Source organism: Microbacterium sp. As-52 (assembly GCF_049949185.1).
Classification (GTDB): domain Bacteria; phylum Actinomycetota; class Actinomycetes; order Actinomycetales; family Microbacteriaceae; genus Microbacterium; species Microbacterium maritypicum_A.
Genome location: NZ_CP188171.1, coordinates 2,153,948 through 2,174,840, shown reverse-complemented (window position 1 = coordinate 2,174,840; position 20,893 = coordinate 2,153,948). Strand labels below are relative to the sequence as shown.

Below are 20,893 nucleotides of genomic sequence, written 5' to 3'. Positions count from 1 at the left end.
GCGCCGTCAGGGCAGGCGGTTCGCCGTCGTGTCCGTGCGTGCGGTGAAGGACGCCGTCACGGGTGCCTCGTCGGAGTGCTGCGGCGCGAGCCGCGTGCAGATCCCGGCGATGAGCGCCATGCCGATGAACATCGCGATCACCGACCAGATGCTGCCGGTCCAGGCGATGAGCTGCGTCGCGAACCAGGGCGAGAAGCCGGCCCAGACAGCCGCGCCCACGCCGTACGACAGCGCGATCGAGGTGTAGCGGGCCTGCGGACGGAACATCTGCGAGAGCAGTGCGGCGATCGGCGCATAGGTCGCGCTCATCGCGATGCGCACCAACGAGGCGAACAGGAAGATGAGCGGCTCGATGCGTCCGGGCAGGATCAGCAGGAACGGCACGAACGTGAGCACCGAGGTGATCAGGCCGATGTACATGACGTTCTTGCGGCCCCACTTGTCGCCCAGCCAGGCGACGGGGAGGGTAACGACGAACTCCACGAAGGAGGCGATCGTCATGGCGTCGAGGATGACCTGCTCACTGATCGCGACCGTGTCGCCGGTGGCGTAGGCCGTGGCGAAGGTGGTGGCCAGGTAGTAGCCGCCGGTCGAGATCGGCAGGATGCCGATGCCGAGCAGGATCGGACGCCAGTTGGTGCGCAGGGCGAAGGCCAGCGGCATCGACTGCTTGCGTCCCTCGACCTTCGCCTCGAAGACCGGCGTCTCCTCGACGCGGTAGCGCACCCAGAAGCCGACGCCGACCAGCACGATCGACAGCAGGAACGGGATGCGCCAGCCTCCGTTGATGATGAAGTCGTCGCCCATGCGGGTCATGATCGCGAAGATGCCCGAGGCGAGAAGGGCACCGGCCGGGTTGCCGAGCTGCGTGAAGCCGCCGTAGAAGGTCTTGGACTTCTCGGGGGCGTGCTCGACGCTCATGAGCACCGCCCCGCCCCACTCGCCGCCGACGGCGAGGCCCTGCACCGCACGGAGCAGGATGAGGAGGATCGGGGCGAGGATGCCGATGTTCTCGTACGTGGGCAGGCAGCCCACGAGCACCGTGGCCGCGCCCATCATCAGCAGCGTGATCACGAGCGACGTGCGCCGGCCGAGCTTGTCGCCGATGTGCCCGAAGATGATGCCACCGAGCGGGCGGACGAGGAAGGCGACAGCGAAGGTCGCGAAGGCTGCTGCGGTCTCGGCCAGTCGGTCGCCGCTCGGGAAGAACAGCGGACCGAAGACGAGCGCCGCGGCGGTCGCGTAGACGTAGAAGTCGTACCACTCGATGGTGGTACCGACGAAGGCGGCGATGCCGGCGCGGCGCGCCCGGCTGTGGGTGCCGCTGGTGGGGGTAGTGGTCATGGGGGGTGCCCGCTCCTTTGCGGAAGATGTCGGATAGCGAAGGATGCTACGGACGTGCAGCGCTGCCAGCAAGGGCAGAACTCCAGCGATAACGGGGATTCACTGGATATATGATCGTGCATCCGCACAATGCACGCCTTCCCGATGGCAAGCCTGCCTCCTACACTGAACTTGCGCACGACGAAGCGTGCGATCGCGGGAAACTGACGAAATGAGCGGAACCATGGATTTCGACGCCGAACTCATCCGCGCACTGCAGGAAGACGGCCGCGCCAGCATCCTCTCGCTCGCGCAACGGCTCGGGCAGTCCCGGGCCGCGGTCGCCGCCCGGCTGCGCACGATGCTCGCCGACCGCACCGTGCGGGTCGTGGCCGCCGTCGACCCGGTCTTCCTCGGCCAGCACGTGCTCGCCCACGTGTCGATCCGCACCGACGGGTCGGTCGAACTCGTGGCCGAGCACCTGCGCGACATGAGCGAGACCGTGCTGGTGTCGGCGGTGGGCGGGGCGCACGACGTGGTCACCGAGGTGCGCGTCGGCTCGATGTCGGAGCTGCACGACCTGTTGGCCCTGATCCGCGCGATCGACGGCGTCCTCGATATCAGCACGATCATCTACTCGACCGTGATCAAGGGCTTCTTCGTCTCGGAGTACCACGGCGGGGTCACGCTCGACACGATCGACGAGGCGCTGATCGAACAGCTGCAGGCCGATGGGCGCAAGAGCTTCCGCGCGCTGGGCGACGAGGTGCGCCTCTCCCCCTCGGCCGTCGCGACGAGGGTGCAGCGGATGATCGACGCCGGGGTGATCAAGATCAGCGCGGTGGAGGCTCGCGGGCTCGCGCACCGGCAGCTGTCGATGGGCGTCGGCATGACGCTCGGCGACGACGACGAAGCCGTGATCGACGAGCTGCGACGCGGGCGCGGTGTGGATTTCGCCGCGCGCACCCTCGGCCGTTTCGACGCCGTGGCCACGCTCGTCGAGCCATCGGCCGGAGCCCTGTACGCCAGTCTGGAGCGTCTGCGCGCGCTGCCGGGAGTCACGCGCATCGAGGCCTGGCTGCACCTCGCCGTGCTCAAGGAGGACTACGCCCGCACGTTGCGCCCTCTCCGCACGGACTGAGTCGCATTCCCCACCGTCCCTCCGTTCCGGTCGCAGTTGCTGCCGCCTCCGGCGCATTCGCGCGGCGGGAGCTGCGACCGGAACGAGCGTGACCCCGAATATCAGTGCGGCGCGCCGTCACCGAGCGTTCACCGGGGGCCGCCAGACTTCGAGAATGAGCGAAACCGAGGGGCACGGCGCCGTGCCCGAACCCGTGGCGACCGCGAACAGCGGCGCCGTGGCCGTCGTCGGCCTCGACCTGCGCGGCGAGACGCCGGCACCGAAGAAGCAGGTCTACTCCTGGGCGCTGTGGGATTGGGCGACGCAGCCCTTCAACACCGTCATCCTGACGTTCATCTTCACGGCGCTGTACCTGACGACCGACGCATTCCTCCCCGCCGACGTCGCCGCCCTCGACCCGAACAGCCGGGCGCACGAGGCGGCCATCGCCGATCTCACCTCAGGCCTGGGACTCGGCTCCACCATCGCGGCCTTCGCGATCCTGCTCCTCGCACCGGTGCTCGGTCAGCGCGCCGACGCGGCGGGACGGCAGAAGCTCTGGCTCGGCATAGGCACGGGCGCGCTCATCCTGTGCATGTTCGGGCTCTGGTTCGTCGAGCCCACCCCCACGCTCTTCTGGCTCGGCGTGGCACTGATCTCGGCCGGCTCGGTGTTCGGCGAGATCGCGGCGGTCAACTCGAATGCCATGCTGATCGGCATCGCGAACCCCAAGACCGTGGGGCGCATCTCGGGACTCGGCTGGGGGTTCGGCTACCTCGGCGGCATCATCGCCCTGGTCATCGTGATCGTCTTCTACATGATGGACTGGTTCGGCCTCCCCTCCGACGGCGGACTGCCGTTCCGCATCATCGCGGTCGGCTGCGCGGTCTGGGCGATCGTGTTCAGCATCCCGATCTTCTTGAACGTGCCGGAGCCCTCCCTCGGCCGCCCCGAGCGCAAGGTCGGCTTCTTCGCCTCCTACGGCCTGCTGGTCAAGGACGTCATCGGCCTCTACCGCTCCCCCGAGACGCGGCCGACGTTCTGGTTCCTGCTCGCGAGCGCCGTGTTCCGCGATGGGTTGGGCGGCGTCTTCGCGTTCGGCGCCGTGATCGGGTCGACGGTCTTCCACTTCGCCTTCCTCGACATCGTGATCTTCGGCATCGCCGCCAACCTCATCGCGGGCATCTCCACGATCATCGCCGGACGCTTCGACGACCGGTTCGGCCCCAAGCGGATCATCCTGCTGTCGCTCGGCTCGATGGTGGTCGCCGGTCTCGGCGTGTTCTTCCTGCGCGACGGCGGGACCATCGTCTTCTGGATCGGCGGACTCATCCTCTGCGCCTTCGTCGGTCCCGCACAGGCCTCCGCCCGCTCCTTCCTCGCGAGGGTCACCCCGGCCGGACGCGAGGGTGAGATCTTCGGGCTGTACGCCACGACCGGTCGGGCCGCGAGCTGGATGGCCTCCGGCGCGTGGACGCTCCTGATCGTGCTCACCGCCCAGACGGCGTTCGGCATCCTCGGCATCGTGATCGTCCTGATCGCGGGCTTCCTGCTCCTGCTGCCGGTGAAAGCGCCGCGCTGACGACCCGTGTCGCGCGGCGGGAGTAGCCTGACCGCGTGACCGTGTTCCTCGCCTTCCTCGCCAACATCCTCGTCGCGGTGGCGAAGACCGTCGCCGCGATCATCACCTCGTCGGCATCGATGGTCGCCGAGGCGGCGCACTCATGGGCGGACGCGGGGAACGAGGTGTTCCTCCTCATCGCCGACCGCCGTGGGGCGAAGGCGAAGGATGCGCGGCATCCGCTCGGCTACGGGCGCAACGCGTTCGTATGGTCGTTGATCGCCGCGTTCGGGATCTTCACGGCCGGATCGATCGTGTCGATCATGCACGGCATCCAGGAGCTCTCCGACACCGGTCCGGTGGAGAGCCCGATGGTGGCCTACATCGTGCTGGGGATCTCGTTCATGCTCGAGGGTGCGTCGTTCACCCAGGCGATGGTGAAGTCCCGCCGACTCGCGAAGGAGCGCGGTTCGTCGACCTGGGACTTCGTGTTGGAGACGAGCGACACCACGCTGCGAGCCGTGTTCTTCGAGGATTCGGCGGCGCTCATCGGCCTGGTCCTGGCAGGAGGCGCCATCCTCCTGCACCAGATCACCGGCGTCGCCGCCTGGGATGCCATCGGCTCGATCCTGGTCGGTGTGCTCCTCGGCGTGGTGGCGATCATCCTCATCCGCCGGAACATCGCGTTCCTCGTGGGCGCGACGGCCGCACCCGAGCTGAGGGCGCGTGTGGGGAAGGCGCTGCTCGGCCTGCCGCAGATCGAGCGGGTGACCTACCTGCACATCGAATACGTGGGGCCGAACCGCCTCTTCATCGTCGCCGAGGTCGACCTGGCCGGCGATGCGCGTGAGCACGATGTGGCGCGGCGACTGCGTGATCTGGAACAGCGGATCGAGGAGCACGAAGCCGTCGAGACCGCTGTGCTGTCGCTGTCGGTCGACGACGAGCCGTCGGCGGAGTTCGCTTCGGCTTAGGCAGACCCCGCAGCGCAGGCCGAGCCCTGCGCTCAGCGCTGCCAGTTGTCGGCGAGCTTGTTCAGCAGTCGGGCGAGCTCGATGCGCTCGTCGTCGGTGAACGAGGTGAGCGCGGTCGTCAGCATCTCGCGACGCTCCCCCCGCATGCCGCGGGCGAGACGTCGGCCCTCGTCGGTCAGGGCGATGCGCGTGCGACGTGCGTCGTCGGGGTCGGCCTCACGGCGCACGAACCCTCGCTCCACGCCCTGCTGCACCAGGCGGGAAGCGCGCGGCTGGTCGACGCCGATCGCCGCACCGAGGTCGCTCACGCTCAGCGGGGCGGATGCCGCGGCCAGCGCCTCCAGCATGCGCATGCGGGCCGGGCCGCCGAGCCGACCGGACGGGTCGGCCATCCACGGAGGCATCCGCGGGTGGCCGCGGTGATGCGCGAAGTGTTCGTGGGGGTCGTCGCCGTCGTGCCCACCGTCACGGTCACCGTGCGGGCCGCCGTGCCAGCCGTGGGGGCCGCCGTGACCGCGACCGCGGCCGTCCGCTCCTCTTCCCCCGGGACCCCGCTCGCCGGGTCGCCGACCACGCAGGCGGGACAACGCCTGCGCGATGGCTTCGGCGGGATCCGGTGCGGCGTCGTTCGATTCGGTGGTCACCATTCGATTTTACATGCGACTTGACATGCATTGAGAGTTCATGTCACACTACATGTACATGCACTGTGACATACACATGCACACTGACATCAAATCGACACCGACAAAAAGGACTTCCCATGAACACCTCTGAATCACAGAACGGGCCCGCACAGGGCCCCGAGAACACCGACCGCCCCTTCGGCTACTGGCTGAAGGCCGCCGACCGCCTCATGGCGGCCGAGTTCGCCACCGCCTTCGACAGCGAGCATGCGAGTCGTCGCGACTGGCGCCTCCTCAACATCGTCGACGGCACCGTCGCATCCGACCGTCCGCTGAGCGGCCACAAGATGCACAGACTCGTCGAGCGCGGCTGGGTCTCCCCCGAGGGAGACGGCTGGACGCTCACCGACGACGGCCGCGCAGCGAAGGAACGCCTCGGCGCCATCGTCGACGAGATCCGCGCGAAGGTCAGCGATGCCGTCTCCCCCGAGGAGATGGCCACCACGCTGGCGTCGCTCGAGAAGATCGCCCGCGCATTCGGATGGGACGAGGAGACCCCTCTCCCCCGCGGACGCCGACACGGCTTCGGCGGCCCGCGCCACGGACGCGGTTTCCCGCGCGGATTCGGACGCCCGTTCGGGCGCGGATTCGGCCCCGGACACGGCTTCGGCGCGGATGCGGATGCCGAGCACGGATGCCGCCACGGCGAGCCCGGCGCCGGTCACCGCGGTCGCGGACACGGACACCCGGGTCACGGCGACCACGGCGACCACGGCGACCACGGACACCGCGGACACGGTCCGCACCGTGCGGAGCGCATCGCTCAGCACGCGTTCGAGCGCGGATTCGACGCGGGCTTCACCCGCGGTCGCGACGCCTGACCGCGAGAAGAACGTCCGCGAAGCGCCTCACCCGACCCATCGGGTGGGGCGTTTCGCGTCCTCAGAGCTCGAGCAGAGCGATGGCCGACTCGTCGGCACCCGCCGCGCGCAGCCGGGCACGCATCGCCGCGGCGGCGAGCGCATACGGTCGCGCGTCGTCCAACAGCAGTGAGCGCGAGTTGGCCTCTTCATTCAGGGCGACCAGCTCGAACGCGAGCACCTCGGGGTCGGCATCGACCTCGCCCGCGTCCGCCGCGTGACGCAGCTGCGCCTCGACATAGCCGTACCAGTCGACCAGCGCCGCGCGTACGGCATCGCTCACCGGTCCGGATTTCGAGTCGACGTCGGCGGCGGTCGCGGCGAAGAAGCACCCGCCGGTGAAGACACGGTCCTTCGAGTACGTCAGCGAGTTGCGCAGCAGCGCGGCGAGACGGTGCACCCCGCGGGGGTATGCGCGCGCCGGCTCGACGATCCGGGCCGTGAAGATCTCGCGGGCAGCGGCGACCGTCGCCAGCTGCAGTCCCTCTTTGCTCTGGAAGAGCGTGGCGATGCTGCTCTTGCTCGACCCCGAGGCTTCGGCGAGGCGGCCGATCGTCAGCCCGTCGAGGCCCTCGACCGACGCGAGGTCGGTCGCGCTCTGCAGCACGATACGTCGCGACGCATCGCCGCGGGCTCTCCGCCCGTCCACGACCGCACTCTCCACCATCCGCCTAGTATACGAACGATCGTTCGCCTAATATACGTATGATCGTTCGTATTGTTCTGGCGAAGGAGCTCTCATGCCGTCCGTTCCCGCGCTGCTCGCCCGCAGCATCCATACCGCCGCCGCGGTCTCGCCCCGGATCGCGGGCGACATCGCCTACCGCCTGTTCTTCACGACGACTCCGCGGATGGCGGTGCGCGAGGCGGATGCCCCCACCCACGCCGACGCGCGCCGCGGAGGAATCACAGTGCGCGGCGTCGACGTCGCCACGTACGAATGGGGGGCCGGGGCACGAACCCTCCTACTCCTGCACGGATGGCGCGGGCGGGCCTCGCAGTTCGCACCGCTCGTGCGAGAGCTCGTCGCCGAAGGGTTCCGTGTCATCGCGTTCGACGCCCCGGCCCACGGCGCCTCACCCGGGCGGGACACCGACATCCGGGACTGGATCGATGCCGCCGAGCAGCTGCAGACCGACCACGGACCGTTCGACGCGATCATCGGACACTCGTTCGGCGCCTTGGCCGCACTGACCATCGCGCGGTCGACCGTTCCCACTCCGGCGGTCGTCGCGATCGCCGGAGCCGCGAGTCCCGACGCCTTCGTCGCCCGGTTCGCCGACGACCTCCGCCTCGACGACGCCACGACGGCGCGCCTCTCCGAGCGGTTCCGTCGGAGGCTCGGCATGGATCGGTCCGAGGTGTCAGCGCGCTATGACGCCGCCCGTCATCCGCTCCCCGCCGGCACCGCACTCCTCGTCGTGCACGACCGTGACGACCGGCGCATGCCCGACCACGATTCCCTCCGGCTGCACGACGCCCACGGCGACCGCTCGCGCCTCGTCCGCACCGAGGGTCTCGGCCACACGCGGGTGCTGTCGGCGGATGCCACGCTCGATGCGGTCGTCGCCCTGGTCGCGGGCGCATACCCCCTGACCGCGTCGAAGGATTCCGAGGGCGACGTAGGCTGGATCGGTGGCGGATTCCCGGGGAAGAGTGTGGACCGGCGTTCTGCGCGTCGAACCGCACCGCGGTGACCACAGGGTGGCGCTGCGCGCCGCGGTCAGTGTCGCGGTGCCGCTGCTCGTGCTGTGGATGCTGGGACGCCTCGACCTGAGCATCTACGCGAGCTTCGGGGCCTTCGCCGCGCTCTACGGGCGCCACGACGTGTTCCGTGATCGCATTCGGATGCAGGCCAGCGCGGGTGGTGTGATCCTCGCCTCGATGCTCATCGGTACCGCGCTGTCGGTGCTCGCCGCTCCCGCCGCGGTCAGCATCCTCGTCGTCGCGGTCATCGCCTCCGCCGTCACCCTGCTCGCCTACACGATGCGGTGGCATCCGCCGGGGCCGCTGTTCCCGGTGTTCGCGGTCGGGGCGTGCGCCACGATCCCGGCCACCGCCGCCTCGTTCGTCGACGTGCTCGTGGTCGGCGGACCGAGCGTGCTGTTCGGGCTGGCCATCACCGCGCTGGTCGGCATCCTCACGCGCAGCACCGCGGATGTGGCGCCGAAAGTCCGGCAGCCTGTCGGTCCCATCGCCGGGGAGATGGCGTTGTCGGTCGGCATCGCGATCGCGGGTGCGGGCTTCGCCGGTCTGCTGATCATGGATTCGCACTGGTACTGGGCGGCCGTCGGCGCGGTCGCCGCAGTCAGCGGGCCGCAGCTGAATGCCCGGGTGATCCGCGGCATCCAGCGCCTCGTCGGCACCCTGCTCGGCGTCCTGGTCGCAGCAGGCATCCTCGCCATCGACCTGCCGCCGCTCGCCGTCATCGCCCTCGTGGTCGTACTGCAGGCCGCCGCCGAGCTGTTCGTCGGCCGCAACTACGGCATCGCGATGGTGTTCATCACCCCGCTCGCACTGCTCATGGTGCACCTCGCCGCGCCGACACCGGTCGACATGCTGCTGCAGGACCGCGCGATCGAGACCGTGATCGGAGTGGCTGTGGGCACTCTGGTCGCCGTGGCGTCGGCGGCCCTCCGGCGCCGGAACCGCTCGAAAGGCGCGTGACGCTTCTCCCGTCGGGGTCCGGGGCGCGGGCTCAGACGCGGGTTCAGGTCAGCTGTGCGAACCAGATCGAGGCCGCCGTGCCGTCTGCGCCCGCGAACGGGAAGGTCGTGGTGTTCAGCAGGTATACGCCCACGATGATCGCGGCGACGAAGAGCAGGAACAGGAAGGCGAAGATCACGACGGTGAGCACGCGGTAGCCGCCCGATGTCGGAACCTCGGGGGCGACGGAGGGCAGCGCCCAGTCGTCGGCGACCGCGGCGGGCGGCTCCCCCTCGAGGATGGCGGGAGTCGGACGCGGACGGTCGGAACCACGACGCGTCGTGGGCGGAGGCGGCGGGATCACCGCATCGAGCGTCGATGCGGTCGAGGGGACGTCCGACGGTGGCGGGGTCAGCAAGCCCTCCGGGATCGGGATCTCGGGCGGTGGCGGCGGGATGACGACGTCGGCGGGCGGGATCAGCGGCTCGTCGGGAACCTCGACGCCGTCAGGGGAGAACGGTTCCTCCGGGACGATGGGCTCTTCGGGCCGCGTGCCGCTGACATCGCTCATCTCAGCCTCCGACTGCTCCGATGTCGGTCGTGCCGACATCCGTCCGATGGAAGTTCTGGAAGGACCGGGAGGCGGTCGGTCCGCGCTGACCCTGGTACCGGTTTCCGTAAGGACCGGAGCCGTACGGGTTCTCGGCGGGCGAGGTGAGGCGGAAGAAGCAGAGCTGCCCGATCTTCATCCCGGGCCACAGCTTGATGGGGAGGGTCGCGACGTTCGCGAGCTCGAGCGTGACGTGCCCCGTGAAGCCCGGGTCGATGAACCCCGCGGTCGAGTGGGTGATGAGTCCGAGGCGTCCGAGCGACGACTTGCCCTCGAGGCGTGCCGCGATGTCGTCGGACAGCGTGACCTGCTCGAACGTCGCGCCGAGCGCGAACTCTCCGGGGTGCAGGATGAACGGTTCGTCGGGGTCGACCTCGATCAGGCGCGTGAGCTCCGGCTGGTCGACCGACGGATCGATGAACGGATACTTGTGGTTGTCGAACAGGCGGAAGTACCGGTCCAGACGCACGTCGATGCTCGACGGCTGGATCATCCCGTCTTCACGCGGGTCGAGGCCGATGCGGCCGGATGCGAGTTCTGCCTTGATGTCGCGGTCGCTGAGAAGCACGGGTTCAGCCTAGTTGCCGGGAGCGAGACCGTGGAGGCGCATCCCGGTTCGAATGCGCAGCACGGTACGTCGAAGAGGTTCCACCATCGAGTGCGGCCATCGTTCGTCAGTGCGACTGGTCGGCATCGTGATGCTCACCGCAGCGGCCACGCCCGTCTCCTCGGGCCACGTCAGCGGCATCGCCACGCATCTGCAGCCCTCGATGAACTCCTCATCATCCACGAAGTAGCCCACATCACGCCCTTTCTCGATGACGGCGAGGATGTCGTCGGGGTCGGTGATCGTCCGGGCCGTGAGCCGCGGGATCGCGACCTGATGCAGGCGGTGGATCACGTCGTCGTCGCCGAGCGTGCTCAGCAGAGCCTTCCCGATGCCGGTTGCGTGCGCATGGAGGCGCATGCCCACACTCGACGCCAGGCGCATGGGGTTCGGCGAAGGACTGATCGCGATATAGACGTTCTCCACGCCGTCCAGCCGCGCCATCTGCACGGTTTCTCCCGTCTCGTCGGTGAGCGCACGCATGAGCGCTGGCCCCGATTCGAGAAGCAGACGGTGCCCGTCGTATCGCTGCCCGATCTGCCAGGCCTTGAGCCCCAGCGAGTACCGCTTGCTCGACACGTCGTATTCGACCCACCCCGCGGCGACCAGCGTGCGGAGCAGCCCATGCGCGCTCGACCGCGGCAATCCCAGTTCAGCGAGGAGCGCAGGGAAGGTCTGACCCTCGGTCGTCGCAAGGTGCTCGATGATCTCCAGAGCCCGACCGGCGGATTTCACGGCAAGGGGGGCCTGCGCGGTGTCCGTCATATCTCCCTCGATGGCTGCGTTGTGTCCGACGCGAACGTGTGCCACACTATCGCGCGTTCAGGTCTGAGACATCTCGTTCATATACGTGAACGCATTGGATTCCCTCGTCAATGGAGATGCCCCGATGTCCACCTCGTCCTCCACGCGGCCCGAACTGGCCGCTATCGTCCGCAAGGTCACGCTCCGGCTGATCCCGATCCTGCTCCTGATGTACATCCTCGCGTTCCTCGACCGAGCCAACCTCGGATTCGCCAAGGTCGCCTGGCAAGCCGATACCGGGATCTCGGATGCCGCCTACGCCCTCGGCGCCGGCATCTTCTTCCTCGGCTATGCCCTCTTCGAGGTGCCGTCGAACCTCATCATGCGCAAGGTCGGAGCCAAGATCTGGCTCGCTCGCATCATGATCTCCTGGGGCATCGTGTCCTCATTGATGGTGTTCGCCACGAACGAGTGGATCTTCTACGGGCTGCGGGTTCTCCTCGGCATCACCGAGGCCGGGTTCTTCCCCGGTGTCATCCTGTTCCTCACGTATTGGGTACCGCTGCAGTTCCGCGCGCGCGTCAATGGACTCTTCTACTTCGGCGCACCTCTCGCGTTCATCTTCGGTGGACCACTGTCCGGCATGCTGCTCGACCTGGACGACAAGGTCGGCATCCACGGCTGGCAGCTGATGTTCCTGGTGACCGGCATCCTCACCGTGCTCGTCGGCGTCGTCGCCTTCTTCTACCTCGACAACGGCCCGAAGGACGCGAAGTGGCTGCGTGAAAGCGAGCGCTCGAGCCTGCTGGCCGCCCTCGAGGCAGAGGATTCCGCCAAGGAGAACCACTCGCCACGGGGCGCTCTGCGCGCGCTCGGGAACCCGATCGTGCTCTACTTCGCCGCGATCTACCTGACGATCCAGATGAGCGTCTACGGCGTGACCTTCTACCTGCCCACTCAGATCGCCACGATCGTCGGCAAACCCGTCGGCCTCGAGGTGGGCCTGCTGACAGCCGTGCCATGGACGTTCGCGCTCATCGTCACCTTCGTGCTCTCCCGGCTCGCGGACAGCACCGGCCAGCGTCGCCTCATCGCGACGTGCGCACTCGCCGCCGCGGGGGTCGGGATCGTCCTGTCCGCCGTGATCCAGGATCCGCTCATCGCGCTGGCGGCTCTGAGCGTCGGCGCCGCGGGATTCATCTCGGTGCAGCCGGTGTTCTGGACGCTGCCGACCTCGTTCCTCCTCGGAGCTGCCGCGGCGAGCGGCATCGCGCTCATAAACTCGCTCGGCAGTCTCGGCGGCTTCCTCGCGCCGATTCTCAAGAACTGGGCCGACGCCTCTTTCGGCGACAACGCAGGACTCATCATCTTGGCCATCATCGCGTTGTCCGGCGCCGCCCTCATCGCCCTGAGCCGGGTCGTGAGCCCCGCCGTTCGCGAGACGGACGGCATCGGACTCACCACAACCACCACAGCCCGCCCACGCTGACCGCGTCCGGCAGAAAAGGAGACACCCTCATGCGCGAGCTCATCCTCACCGAGATCGGACGCCTCGAGGTCCACGAAGCCCCGATCCCGACCCCGGGCCCCGACGAAGTGCTCATCCGCGTGGTGGCGACCGGGATCTGCGGATCCGACGTCCACGGGTACACCGGAGAGAATGGCCGACGCTTTCCCGGCCAGGTGATGGGGCACGAGTCCAGCGGGACGATCGCCGCCACCGGGGCGGAGGTGGACGGTCTCGCCGAGGGCACACCGGTGACCTTCAATCCGGTCGTCGTTCCGGCCGCGGATGCGGCTGCCTTCGCCGGGCGCGAGCAGCACCATCCCGGCAAGCACGTCATCGGGGTGGCGCGGGACGTCCCCGCTGCGTTCGCGGACTACGTCGTCGTGCCCGGACGCAACGTGGTCGCACTGCCCGATGGTCTGCCGATCGAACTGGGCGCGCTGATCGAGCCGCTCGCCGTGGCCGTGCACGCCGTGCGCCGCCTCCCTGCCGGGAGCCTCGGCCGGGTGCTCGTTATCGGCGGTGGCCCGATCGGGCAGTCCATCGTGATCGCGCTGCGTGATGCGGGCGCGGGGACGGTGTTCGTGAGCGAGATGGACGCCGCTCGCCGCGAGCTCGTCCAGCGCCTCGGAGCCGAGACCATAGATCCCGCTGATGGTCCGATCGCCGACCAGCTTCGGGCGCGTGGAGGCCTCGTCGATGCTGCTCTGGACGCGGTGGGAATCACTCCGACGCTGCGTGACGCGTTGACCAGCACGGCCCTCGGAGCGCCGATCTGCCTGGTCGGGATGGGCGCCCCGCAGGTGAGCATCGACGCCTTTCTCGTCAGCACCGAGGAGAGATCGCTCATCGGCAGCTTCACGTATGGATCAGATGACTTCACCGACGCCACCGAGATCATCGGCGCCGAACCGGATGTCTATCGAGCGCTGATCAGCCGCGAGATCGACGTCTCCGCCGCCGACGACGCCTTCACCGCCCTCGCAGCGGGCGATGGCACCCCGGGCAAGGTCCTTGTCCGGTTCGACCGAGAGGAAACGACACGATGACCGGCACTCCCACCATCCGCGAGGTCCGCGCCTACACCGTCCGCGGCGGTGGGGCGGACTACCACGACCAAGAAGCCGAGCACTGGATCGACGACCACATCGCGACTCCCATGAGCGTCTACCCGGAGTATCGGCAGTCGCGCCAGAGCTTCGGGCTCAACGTGCTCGGCACCCTGGTGGTCGAGATCGAGGCCAGCGACGGCACAGTCGGGTTCTCTGTGACGACCGCGGGCGAGATCGGCGCATTCATCGTGGAGAAACACCTCGCTCGATTCCTCGAGGGTCGGAAGATCACCGACATCGAACGCATCTGGGATCAGATGTACAAGTCGACCCTGTACTACGGGCGTCGAGGCGTGGTCCTGAACGCGATCAGCGGCGTCGATCTCGCCCTCTACGACCTGCTGGGCCGGGTACGGCAGGTTCCGGTGTTCGAGCTGCTGGGCGGCCCGGTGCGCGACGAGCTCCAGTTCTACGCCACGGGTGCGCGCCCCGATCGTGCGAAGGAGCTCGGGTTCATCGGTGGGAAGATGCCGCTCCACCACGGCCCTGCCGAGGGCGAGGAAGGGATGCGGAAGAACATCGCTCTGCTGGCCGAGATGCGGGAGAGGGTCGGCGATGACTTCTGGCTGATGTACGACTGCTGGATGTCGCTCGACGTCGACTACGCGACGCGCCTCGCCCATGCCGCTGCCGATTACGGCCTCAAATGGATCGAGGAGGCACTCATCCCCGACGACTATTGGGGATACGCAGAGCTGCGCAAGCGGACACCGGCGTCGATGTTGATCACGACCGGCGAGCACGAGGCCACTCGCTGGGGGTTCCGACAGCTGCTCGAGACCGGCGTCGATCTGATCCAGCCCGACGTGGGATGGTGCGGCGGCATCACCGAGCTACTGAAGATCTCCGCCCTCGCCGACGCCCACGGCACCATGGTCGTTCCGCACGGCTCATCCGTGTACTCGTACCACTTCGTCGTGACGCGGACGAACAGCCCATTCGCCGAGTTCCTCATGATGCACCCGACCGCCGAGGAGATCGTCCCGATGTTCTCACCGATGCTCGTCGGCGAGCCGGTTCCGGTGAACGGCCGGCTCAAGGTTCCGGAGACTCCCGGCTTCGGTGTCGAGCTCTCCCACACGATCGACAAGCACCGCCCCTACACGCACTGAACATGGAGACACGACACATGGAATTCCTCCGACTCGGGGCGGCCGGCGCCGAACGACCCGCCGTGCGCCAGGACGGCCGCGTCCACGATCTCACCGTCCTTACTGAAGACATCGATGGCGCCTTCCTCGCTAGCGACGGGATAGCCCGTACCCGTGAAGCCCTCGCTGCCGGCGCTCTCCCCGAACTCGACGGTGCTGCGGCGCTGCGGGTCGGCCCGCCGATCGCCCGTCCGATGGCGGTGCTGTGCATCGGGCAGAACTATGCCGCTCATGCGGCCGAGTCGGGCGATGCTCCGCCTGTCGTGCCGATCCTCTTCCACAAGCACCCCAACACGATCATCGGAGCATTCGACGACGTGATGATTCCGCCCGGCGCGGAGAAGGTGGACTGGGAGGTGGAACTCGGTGTGGTGATCGGCACTCGAGCTCGATATCTCGAGAGCCCGGAACAGGCACTCGCACACGTGGCCGGATACGTCGTCTCGCACGATGTCTCCGAGCGCGCGTTCCAGGTCGAGCAGTCCGGCGGGCAGTGGTCGAAGGGAAAGAACGCGGAGACCTTCAATCCGCTCGGCCCGGCTCTGGTGCCCGCAGACGAGGTCGACCCGCAGGCGCTGCGACTCTGGTCGACCGTGAACGGCGAACCCCGTCAGGACTCGAACACCGCAGATATGATCTTCACCGTGGCGCAGATCGTGCACCACTTGTCGCAATACCTCGTGCTCGAACCGGGCGACTTGATCAATACGGGCACCCCACAGGGCGTCGCGCTGTCGGGCCGCTACCCGTACCTCCGCTCCGGGGACGTCGTCGAGATCGGCATCGAAGCGCTCGGGCGGCAGCGGCAGCGCCTGGTCGACACGCGACTCTGAGCCGGGCTTTGGCCAACGCCCGAGACACAGGTAGGCTTGCCCTCACCTGCTCTCGGGCGGGTACGGGGCTGTAGTTCAATGGCAGAACTTCTGCTTCCCAAGCAGACAGCGCGGGTTCGATTCCCGTCAGCCCCTCCACACAGGATTTCCCTGGTCAGCGGGCTTATAGTCGCAGTGCGCTCGCCCTGGCAACAGGACTCAGGCGTAAAATCATGGCACTAACGTGCCAGTATCCCTGGATCGAGCGCCTGGAAATCGACAGCAGTCGCTAATCCTCGTGTGCGACACTTGGCAAGGATCCCGCAGCAGATCGGAGGGAAAGATGGTTACTGCTGATCAGGTTGCATCCGTGATTCTCGCCCGATCCGGGCGGTGGACCGACGCGATGAAACTCCAGAAACTGCTCTACTACGTGCAGTCCTGGCACTTGGCAATCACAGACGAGCCCTTGTTCTCCGAGAGATTCAAGGCTTACCGTGACGGGCCGGTTGTACCTCAGGTGCGCCATGCGCGGGCTGATCGCAATACGCGTCGAGCAGATCAAGACCTGACCGGGATTCAACTCGACTCGTTGTCGTCAGACATCGTGGACCTGGTTCTGGCCTCATATGGGTCGCGCTCGGGCGAGGAACTCAGCACGCTTACACATAGCGAGGAACCGTGGGTTCAGGCCCGTGGTGGACTTTCCGACGACGCCGCTGGCAATACGCCGATCAGCGAGGCGACGATGGCCGCCTATTATCGGGCTCACCGCACGCTGGGCGGTCGCACAGCGTCTGACCTCGCCGCGGGCGGTATTCACCTAAGTGGCGGCGACGCGGGCGCACCGGTTGACGTGGATGCGCTCCTCGCAGTCCTGCCCGTAGACATGCCGGTCGATCGTTGGGGTGGCGCTAACCTCCCCAACGAACAGGCCTGACGCGAGGATGCCCGAGCCGGTTCCACAGAAGCACTCTGTGATTTTCGACTGCAATGTTTATCTGGATGTAGCCGAACTTCTTGGCGAACCTTTCACCTGGGCAGCGTTCGACCAGAAGGTTGCCCAACTCGCAAAGACACCGGTCCCCAGCACTAATCAGTTCGAGGACTCTCTCCGAGCAATCGCGGTCTGCCGCACCGGCAGGTTTGCAGGTCGAGAGTCGCTCGAGGTCTGGACGTCGGAGCACATCGACGAGACTGTGCATGCGAAGTGCACTCACCCCGTGATCGCCGAAATCCGTACGGGCTATCAGGGCTTGGGATGGAGTCCTGAGACCGCCCAGAGCCTTGTCTCCGACCTCATCCACACTCTGGTGGAAACCACCGGGGGGGATACGACAGGAGCCATTTTTCCTGACGGCGACCCCCCTCTCGACCATGAAGATGGGCTCGTTTACGGCACCTGCCGTCACGTTGTCAACGTCGACGCCCTCGCCCGTGTCTACTGCGTGACGAACGACGGCGGCTTCCTGACTGCCTACAACGAGGGACGTCTGCCGAATCACACGGTGGTGCTATCGCCCACTCGGTTCCTTCTGCTGGTGAGGGCAGCCCGGGCTGGCATGGCCGCGCGGCGCATCACTCACGCCGGTTAGTACCGCGCACCTGGAACCGGGCCGCCCCTACCGGTCCTTCCACGCGCCGAAATCGCGAAAGCCCGCGTAATCCGGAAACAGTGTCTTGGCAGTTCGGCTGTAGGTGCGCCGCAGATAGGTCCTCAACTGCTTCTTCACGCGTGCGGTGATGAAGATTGCGACGAAGGGAAGCGTCGGGGGCAAGCCACGCTTCTTATCGCCAGTCAGGAGCGACCGTACTTCTTTGGAGTCCCCGTCCGGCACGGGGATCTGCAAACTGGCCATAGGGCCCCCGGCCGTTTCCGGTTGTGGATGGGCGCTTGCGAGAAAGTACCCCTCCTGCGCTCGCAGCCGCGGATTAGGCATGCTCGAACTCACGAGAAACGGTGTGGGCAAACGGAGACCCGCGTTTCGTTTCGCGGAAAGACCGTCGAAGTCGTTCCACGTGACGGGCGGCCTGCCTACAGTCTTGAAGACGGTCTGGGGTTTCGCTCCGTCCGGGTCCTCCCGGTACCAGGGCATGTTGATGGCGATCAGGAGACCCGTGTTCGAGTACTTCGTAGGCGGTCGTGGCGAGTCGCCTGTCACGCGCGCTGGACGAGGCACGGGCGCGGTTGCGAACCAGAGGGCCGTCATGGGATTGCTGGTCACATCAACTAGGCGCGTCGGGATGCCGAAGTGTTGCAGATCCGCGAGTAGTTGAAGGTCGTCTACAAGGTGCCCCCCGTCAACACCCAACCCCCACCGGCGAGCCTCTTCGAGGATCTTGTCTTCACGCGCGCGGAGCACTGTCTCGCTGATCGACTCACCTTCATCTACCAGTTGACGATGCAAAGACGACGTCAGCGAATAGTTGCAATTCGCGAGTCCTCGCCAGGCGAAGCGGTGATTGGAGCCGTGGGTACCGACTCGGGCAATCGCGGTCATGACCTCGTATGCATGCTCGGGCTCGTAGTACCACCCGGCGTCCTTCCAAACCTGCCCGATCATGTGATCCCCCCTCCGGACCTTACCTCTCGCCGTCGACTCACGACAATGACGCAGGAGCACAACGATTCGAGCCTTGCAACGAACCGAACGCAACCCCATGTCGGAGTGCTCCCGAGTGCCATCACCCTCATCCAGCCCCAACCGGACCGGAGCACCCGAGCCCGTCAGCGCAACCGCGCCCGTGCCACATTCGTGCCACTAGGGGCCGTCACGTGCCACAACTCAGCACTACCAAACACAACAAGCACGCCGGACTGCACCGTGATTCCAGTAGAGGCCAGGTGGCCGCTACCTGCTTCCCAAGCAGACAGCGCGGGTTCGATTCCCGTCAGCCCCTCCACACAGCTATCCCCCGTTTCGCGGTGCTTTCGACCGCCACATTCTCGCGACTCCGTGGCGCCTTTGGCGTGTTCCGTGCCAGAGACGTGCAGTCAGTCCGTTCCCGTGGTAGCCGAAGACGTTGGATTCTCGACCTGACCAGGATTCGGCACCGGCACGACAGTTCGTATAGGGCTACAGACGAACACGATCGCAAACGCTATGTATCCGACGGCGAGCACGACCAACGCGCTGCGTGTGCCCAGGAGCTCGGCCATCGCACCGCCCAAGACGGCTCCGACCGGGATCGTCGCAGCGTTCAACACTTGAGAGACGGAGCTCACTCTCGCCTGAAGGTGCGGGGGCGTGAAATGTAGCCGGAGCGTCATGAGCGCCACGCCGCCGAGCGCGATTCCGAAGCTCACCGTGAACACACCGACAGCGAACAGCGCGACGGACGAGCCCGATTGCGTCGCAGGCAACAGCAACGACGAGGGAGCGGTGAAGACGAACGCAAAGGTCGCCACCTTGCCGAGCCCATAGCGGCTGATGAGTCTCCCACTGACGAGCGCCGCAGTCAGCCCGCCGACACCGCCCGCGGTAAGGACGAATCCGATGGTGTCCGAAGCGACACCAAGGTCTCGCGAGAGGTACAGGATATCCAGTGCACCGCTGGCGGAGAGAAGCAGGTTGGCGGTCGCGGCACCCATAGTGATCCACATCAGAATTCGGCTTGAGCGCAGGGCTCCCAACCCCTCGCCGATCTCAATCGTGAGTCGCCGTCGGGGTGGCGGCGGCGGAGCGGCCTGACCGACGATCGTCAGGAGCGCCACAGCGCAGATGAGAAAGCAACCCGCGGTGATGAACAGCGTGTTGGAGGCGCCGATCAGCGCGACCAGGAGACCACCAACGGCCGGCCCTACTACCCGGGCCGCCGAGCGCCCCGCCTGCATCGACCCCGTCGCCGATGCATAGTCGTTCGACGGAACAACCTGGCGCAGATACGGCGTGAAGGCTGATTGGGACATCGCGGTGAACACTCCCGTCGTGAAGGCAAGCGCCAACAGCACGGGGAGCGTCAGCAGCTCGAGCTGCGCTGCCACAGGGACGGCGCTGAGGCTCGCCACCCGACCAAAGTTCGCCGTTACGAGGATCATGCGGCAGCGTTGCTGGCTTCGATCGACCAGGGCGCCCAGAAGGAGGCCGAGGATCGCAGCAGGCAACCACTGGAGCGCTTCGAGCAGTCCGACGACGAATGCGGACGCCTGCAGCTGCTCGATCGCGATCAGCGGCAGCGCAACGACAGCGACCATCGTGCCTGCCGCACTGACGGTTTCTGCGACGAGGAACGTGGTGAACGGCTTACCGAGCGTGCGGAACCCCGTGGTCATCCGGCGTTCCGCTCAGAGCTGTGGGGTGTGTGTTCGCCGGTGACCTGGCCGTTGCGACGCTTATGCCATTCACGGATTTGCGCGTCACTGTCTTCGCTCGAGAATGAGACGAAGTCGCTGTGAAGCGACCCCGTGCTTTGGCCGATTCGGTCACGGATCACGGCTTCCGGCACGCCGCCCGCTACCAGATCGGCAACGTGCGCGCGCCGGAGATCGGTGAGGTGAACGTCAACCCCCGCCGTGGCGCAGTACTGCGCCCACCGATGCTGAACTGATTGGTAGCGCAACGGCGTGTCACGGCCCGACGCGGTGAATAGGGGGCCCGAGGACACTGCCAGAAAGCGCAAGTGATTGGTCAACCTCAGCAGAACGTCTCGATTGTCCACGAGCACGCGCCTGCGTTTGCCGCCCCACCCTGTCACGTAAAGGGATGCGGATGCTTCCTCAAAGTCCTCCACCTGCAGAGCTAACACTTCACCAGGCCGGAGTCCGAGGTGAGCAAGCAATCCGAACACCAACTGGTCTCGGTCTGCATAGTGAGGCATTGCTGCGAACACGGCATCGATCTCCGTCCTGAGGTTCCGGGAGGAGCGACGCGGCGGCTCTTCGGCGCGCGCCCGTTCGCGGCCTCCATGAGGAGGCAGGAGGTCCGCTCGCCCGCAATCGCGGAGAAGCCCTCGCAAAGCGGACAGTCGCCGTGCACGTGTGGCGATGGCTTGAGCCGTCGGCCAGGCCAGATACTCGCTCACCACGTCACCATCGATCCCGCCTCCGTGCTCGGCGGCAATTCTGACCAAGACCCTTAGGTCTGTCTCATAGCCACGTATCGTGCTCGGCCGGCGCCCCGCACGGCGCAGTTCCTCCATGTACGAACTAAGCGCTTCTTCCGCCTTCATACTGCGACAAT

General features: G+C 66.9%; 21 protein-coding genes and 1 tRNA gene. 13 read left to right on the top strand and 9 right to left on the bottom strand.

Translation table 11 applies throughout. The features are described from left to right. Positions 1 to 6: 6 nt before the first annotated feature. Positions 7 to 1,344 (bottom strand): MFS transporter, encoded by a 1,338-nt coding sequence (locus tag ACLFA2_RS10415; protein WP_113681436.1) that lies wholly within the window; start codon positions 1,342 to 1,344, stop codon positions 7 to 9. A 211-nt stretch (positions 1,345 to 1,555) separates the two neighbouring features. Between ACLFA2_RS10415 and ACLFA2_RS10410 the strand changes: the two genes are divergently transcribed. From ACLFA2_RS10410 to ACLFA2_RS10400, 3 genes are all read left to right on the top strand, one after another. Continuing rightward, on the top strand, positions 1,556 to 2,464 hold the full coding sequence (locus ACLFA2_RS10410) for an Lrp/AsnC family transcriptional regulator (RefSeq protein ID WP_235045260.1): 909 nt from the start codon (positions 1,556 to 1,558) through the stop codon (positions 2,462 to 2,464). Positions 2,465 to 2,618: 154 nt separating this feature from the next. Further along, the gene (locus tag ACLFA2_RS10405; protein WP_136024655.1) at positions 2,619 to 4,025 is read left to right on the top strand and encodes an MFS transporter; all 1,407 of its coding nucleotides are present in this window, start codon (positions 2,619 to 2,621) and stop codon (positions 4,023 to 4,025) included. Positions 4,026 to 4,060: 35 nt separating this feature from the next. Beyond that, the gene (locus ACLFA2_RS10400; RefSeq protein ID WP_021201672.1) at positions 4,061 to 4,978 is read left to right on the top strand and encodes a cation diffusion facilitator family transporter; all 918 of its coding nucleotides are present in this window, start codon (positions 4,061 to 4,063) and stop codon (positions 4,976 to 4,978) included. Between the two features lie 32 nt (positions 4,979 to 5,010). Here ACLFA2_RS10400 and ACLFA2_RS10395 read toward each other — a convergent pair whose 3' ends face one another. Further along, the gene (locus tag ACLFA2_RS10395; RefSeq protein WP_426621249.1) at positions 5,011 to 5,622 is read right to left on the bottom strand and encodes a MarR family winged helix-turn-helix transcriptional regulator; all 612 of its coding nucleotides are present in this window, start codon (positions 5,620 to 5,622) and stop codon (positions 5,011 to 5,013) included. A 119-nt stretch (positions 5,623 to 5,741) separates the two neighbouring features. On the opposite strand from ACLFA2_RS10395, the gene ACLFA2_RS10390 reads away from it, so the two are divergent. Further along, a complete protein-coding gene (locus ACLFA2_RS10390; protein ID WP_167255239.1) occupies positions 5,742 to 6,485 on the top strand; it encodes a helix-turn-helix domain-containing protein in 744 nt (247 codons plus the stop codon). Positions 6,486 to 6,546: 61 nt separating this feature from the next. On the opposite strand, the gene ACLFA2_RS10385 is transcribed toward ACLFA2_RS10390, so the two are convergent. Next, on the bottom strand, positions 6,547 to 7,191 hold the full coding sequence (locus ACLFA2_RS10385; RefSeq protein ID WP_136024658.1) for a TetR/AcrR family transcriptional regulator: 645 nt from the start codon (positions 7,189 to 7,191) through the stop codon (positions 6,547 to 6,549). 73 nt (positions 7,192 to 7,264) lie between these two features. On the opposite strand from ACLFA2_RS10385, the gene ACLFA2_RS10380 reads away from it, so the two are divergent. Beyond that, complete coding sequence (locus ACLFA2_RS10380) at positions 7,265 to 8,221, top strand: alpha/beta fold hydrolase (RefSeq protein WP_426621248.1); 957 nt, start codon at positions 7,265 to 7,267, stop codon at positions 8,219 to 8,221. Then, positions 8,160 to 9,191, top strand: coding sequence for an FUSC family protein (locus ACLFA2_RS10375; protein WP_426621247.1), 1,032 nt, complete (start codon positions 8,160 to 8,162; stop codon positions 9,189 to 9,191). The genes ACLFA2_RS10380 and ACLFA2_RS10375 overlap by 62 nt, the downstream gene beginning before the upstream one ends. 43 nt (positions 9,192 to 9,234) lie before the next feature. Here ACLFA2_RS10375 and ACLFA2_RS10370 read toward each other — a convergent pair whose 3' ends face one another. The 3 genes from ACLFA2_RS10370 to ACLFA2_RS10360 are packed head-to-tail and all read right to left on the bottom strand — an operon-like array spanning position 9,235 to position 11,152. Next, positions 9,235 to 9,741 (bottom strand): hypothetical protein, encoded by a 507-nt coding sequence (locus tag ACLFA2_RS10370; protein WP_426621246.1) that lies wholly within the window; start codon positions 9,739 to 9,741, stop codon positions 9,235 to 9,237. Position 9,742: 1 nt separating this feature from the next. Continuing rightward, positions 9,743 to 10,348 carry a dCTP deaminase gene (dcd, locus tag ACLFA2_RS10365; RefSeq protein ID WP_426621245.1) on the bottom strand — a complete coding sequence of 202 codons (606 nt, stop codon included), beginning with the start codon at positions 10,346 to 10,348 and terminating at the stop codon, positions 9,743 to 9,745. 9 nt (positions 10,349 to 10,357) lie between these two features. Beyond that, positions 10,358 to 11,152, bottom strand: coding sequence for an IclR family transcriptional regulator (locus tag ACLFA2_RS10360; RefSeq protein WP_426621244.1), 795 nt, complete (start codon positions 11,150 to 11,152; stop codon positions 10,358 to 10,360). A gap of 124 nt (positions 11,153 to 11,276) precedes the next feature. Here ACLFA2_RS10360 and ACLFA2_RS10355 point away from each other — a divergent pair, with 124 nt between their 5' ends. From ACLFA2_RS10355 to ACLFA2_RS10325, 7 genes are all read left to right on the top strand, one after another. Next, positions 11,277 to 12,620 (top strand): MFS transporter, encoded by a 1,344-nt coding sequence (locus tag ACLFA2_RS10355; RefSeq protein ID WP_426621243.1) that lies wholly within the window; start codon positions 11,277 to 11,279, stop codon positions 12,618 to 12,620. A gap of 29 nt (positions 12,621 to 12,649) precedes the next feature. Then, positions 12,650 to 13,687, top strand: coding sequence for a zinc-dependent alcohol dehydrogenase (locus ACLFA2_RS10350; protein WP_426621242.1), 1,038 nt, complete (start codon positions 12,650 to 12,652; stop codon positions 13,685 to 13,687). Further along, positions 13,684 to 14,862 (top strand): L-rhamnonate dehydratase, encoded by a 1,179-nt coding sequence (gene rhmD, locus ACLFA2_RS10345; RefSeq protein WP_426621241.1) that lies wholly within the window; start codon positions 13,684 to 13,686, stop codon positions 14,860 to 14,862. The genes ACLFA2_RS10350 and rhmD overlap by 4 nt, the downstream gene beginning before the upstream one ends. Before the next feature lie 17 nt (positions 14,863 to 14,879). Further along, the gene (locus tag ACLFA2_RS10340; RefSeq protein ID WP_426621240.1) at positions 14,880 to 15,734 is read left to right on the top strand and encodes a fumarylacetoacetate hydrolase family protein; all 855 of its coding nucleotides are present in this window, start codon (positions 14,880 to 14,882) and stop codon (positions 15,732 to 15,734) included. A gap of 64 nt (positions 15,735 to 15,798) precedes the next feature. Next, positions 15,799 to 15,872: transfer RNA gene (locus ACLFA2_RS10335), tRNA-Gly, on the top strand. 184 nt (positions 15,873 to 16,056) lie between these two features. Beyond that, positions 16,057 to 16,653, top strand: coding sequence for a Panacea domain-containing protein (locus tag ACLFA2_RS10330; protein ID WP_426621239.1), 597 nt, complete (start codon positions 16,057 to 16,059; stop codon positions 16,651 to 16,653). A gap of 37 nt (positions 16,654 to 16,690) precedes the next feature. Beyond that, positions 16,691 to 17,308: a hypothetical protein gene (locus ACLFA2_RS10325; protein ID WP_426621238.1), complete on the top strand. Its 618-nt coding sequence runs from the start codon at positions 16,691 to 16,693 to the stop codon at positions 17,306 to 17,308. A gap of 27 nt (positions 17,309 to 17,335) precedes the next feature. Here the strand turns inward: ACLFA2_RS10325 and ACLFA2_RS10320 are convergent, their stop codons facing one another. From ACLFA2_RS10320 to ACLFA2_RS10310, 3 genes are all read right to left on the bottom strand, one after another. Then, positions 17,336 to 18,277: an FRG domain-containing protein gene (locus ACLFA2_RS10320; RefSeq protein WP_426621237.1), complete on the bottom strand. Its 942-nt coding sequence runs from the start codon at positions 18,275 to 18,277 to the stop codon at positions 17,336 to 17,338. A 431-nt stretch (positions 18,278 to 18,708) separates the two neighbouring features. Then, on the bottom strand, positions 18,709 to 19,986 hold the full coding sequence (locus ACLFA2_RS10315) for an MFS transporter (protein ID WP_426621236.1): 1,278 nt from the start codon (positions 19,984 to 19,986) through the stop codon (positions 18,709 to 18,711). Further along, positions 19,983 to 20,852, bottom strand: a complete 870-nt coding sequence (locus ACLFA2_RS10310; RefSeq protein WP_426622470.1) for a tyrosine-type recombinase/integrase — start codon at positions 20,850 to 20,852, stop codon at positions 19,983 to 19,985. Before ACLFA2_RS10310 ends, ACLFA2_RS10315 begins: the two co-directional genes overlap by 4 nt. Between the last annotated feature and the right edge of the window lie 41 nt (positions 20,853 to 20,893).